This window comes from Streptomyces caeruleatus (genome assembly GCF_001514235.1).
GTDB lineage: Bacteria > Actinomycetota > Actinomycetes > Streptomycetales > Streptomycetaceae > Streptomyces > Streptomyces caeruleatus.
The window spans coordinates 1-1921 of the sequence record NZ_KQ948974.1; the positions used below are offsets into that span (position 1 = coordinate 1).

General features: G+C 73.4%; 3 protein-coding genes. 2 read left to right on the plus strand and 1 reads right to left on the minus strand.

The window, feature by feature from the left end:
* Positions 1-299 precede the first annotated feature (299 nt).
* Complete coding sequence (locus tag AQJ67_RS44320) at positions 300-704, plus strand: hypothetical protein (RefSeq protein ID WP_062725865.1); 405 nt, start codon at positions 300-302, stop codon at positions 702-704.
* Here AQJ67_RS44320 and AQJ67_RS44325 read toward each other — a convergent pair.
* Entirely contained in the window at positions 673-1161 is a 489-nt protein-coding gene (locus AQJ67_RS44325) for a hypothetical protein (protein WP_062725867.1), read from the minus strand. The two genes, AQJ67_RS44320 and AQJ67_RS44325, sit on opposite strands and share 32 nt — an antisense overlap.
* 217 nt (positions 1162-1378) lie before the next feature.
* Between AQJ67_RS44325 and AQJ67_RS44330 the strand changes: the two genes are divergently transcribed.
* Positions 1379-1921, plus strand: a 543-nt coding sequence (locus AQJ67_RS44330) for a DUF998 domain-containing protein (protein ID WP_062725869.1), incomplete at its 3' end; no start/stop codon positions are given.

Below are 1921 nucleotides of genomic sequence, written 5' to 3' on the forward strand. Positions count from 1 at the left end.
GGCGTCGTACTGTGTCCCCGACACGTACGGGTCGTGCCGTCGGCCCGGTGACACGGACGGCTGCGCCGTCGGCGACGGGCTCGGCTCACTCAGCGCGGCGCACCACGGGCAGTCGGTGGTCTCGTCGCTGTCGTCGCGGTCCATGGAAGCGGCTCCTGTCTCGATCGAGGGCTGACGATGTCGGGAGGGAAGGGGAGATGGAGTACTCCATGACTCCATCCGGGGGACGGTCTCACTCGACTGGGTGGTAGCGGGGGCGGCGGGCGTACCACCGGCGTACGCCATGGCGTTGCCCCGGCATGGACAGACTTGAGCCGGCGCGGCGTGTCCTCGGTGGCGATGCCGCACCCGCGTCGTACGTCGTACCGGCCACCGGCCTGCGGGGCCAGCCGTCGATCTACGCGGCGCTGGTCGCGGAGTGGCACGCCAAGGGCCGTGCGGTGCCGGAGCGCCGCGACACCTGGCGGGACGCCGTGGGCGCCGGCGAGGGACAAGGGCAGACCGTCACCTCCTGGGCGGTCGGCCGGTTCGCCGGGCCGGCCCGGGCCGTCGAGGCCGAACCGCCGGGCGACCGCCAGGGCGGAACCCCCGAACGCGTACCGGCCGTCGTCGTCCCCCGGGGCCTTCCCGGACCGGTGGGCCTGTGGGAGTGGAGCGGCGGGAACGGACGCGTCAGCGTCGCCGTTCCGCGCCCGGCCGACTGAAGCGCGTCCGGGCGGCACGAGCCCCGGCGGCCGCGCGCAGCGCGCGTTCCACGGCCTCGGGGTCGTACAGCGCGCCGGTCCCGTCGGGCGGCAGCAGCCACTCCAGGCGCCACCCGGCGGACTGGTAAGGCGGCGGGACGGCGACCCACGACCCCCTGCCGGCATGGCGCACTCCGGGGCCGAACCACTCGGTGACGGGATCGGGCGGCAGGAAGAAGCCGACTCTTCGCGCCCCGCAGTTCACCAGGACGGGTCCGGACGCCCGCGGCCGCGCCCGTCTCAGCAGATCCAGCGCGCCCAGGCCGACGTGTTCGGGAACGCTGAGCACGTCCCAGAGCCGTCCGGCCTCCAGCAGCACCGCGTCCGCGCCCTGGCCCCACTGCTGCTTGCACGACCGTGGATCCGCGGCGGCCGCGGCGAGCCACTCGACGGCCTGTTTCCCCATGGTGCGCTGCATGTCCCTACCCCCAGCACTAGCCGACCCCGCCCGTCCGTCCGTCTGCCTGCCCGGACAGGGCCCTTCATGCTGGTGGATATTTCTATGTGCCGGAAGGGGTGGCGCAGTGTGGCGTTTGCGGTGGATTTGTTCGAATAGCGCAGCGCTGTTCGGTCCGCCGACGCGGTGTATGCGTGGCAGCGGCTGACGGACCCTGGGTGCGTTTTACGGTGTTTCGATGCGATCTATCCCAAGATGGGCCCTGCTTTCGTCGGGATGTGCGCCTGTCGTGCTGATCGGCGGCTGGACGATCGCGGCGCTGCTCGAAGGACCCGCCTACGACCCCGCCACCCAGACGATCAGTGCCCTGGCGGCCTACGGCGCCGCCGGCTACTGGGTGATGACCGGGGCGCTGGCCGCTCTGGGCGTCTGCCACATGATCACCGCCCTGGGACTGCGCCCGGCCGCGCTGCCCGGACGGTTGGCGCTGGGCGCGGGGGGAGCGGCCGCGTTCGCGGTGGCCCTCCTCCCACCGCCCAGCAGCGGAGGTTCCCTGCGTCACGGCTCGGCGGTCGCCGTCGGCTTCGCGCTGCTGGCGGTGTGGCCGGTGCTGGCCGCCGATCGGCACCGCGCCGCACCCTGGGGGCTGCGCCCCGTGCCGTCCCTCACGGCCACCGCGCTGATGCTCGTCACCGCGGCCTGGTTCATGATCGAAATGTGGCAGGGCGGTGCCGACGGTGTCGCCGAACGCCTGGTGACCGCCCTCCAGTCCCTGTGGCCC

Coding starts and splice junctions, on each gene's coding strand:
- AQJ67_RS44325 (WP_062725867.1), bottom strand. CDS start 1,161: ATGCAGCGCACCATGGGGAAACAGGCCGTCGAGTGGCTCGCCGCGGCC.
- AQJ67_RS44320 (WP_062725865.1), top strand. CDS start 300: ATGGACAGACTTGAGCCGGCGCGGCGTGTCCTCGGTGGCGATGCCGCA.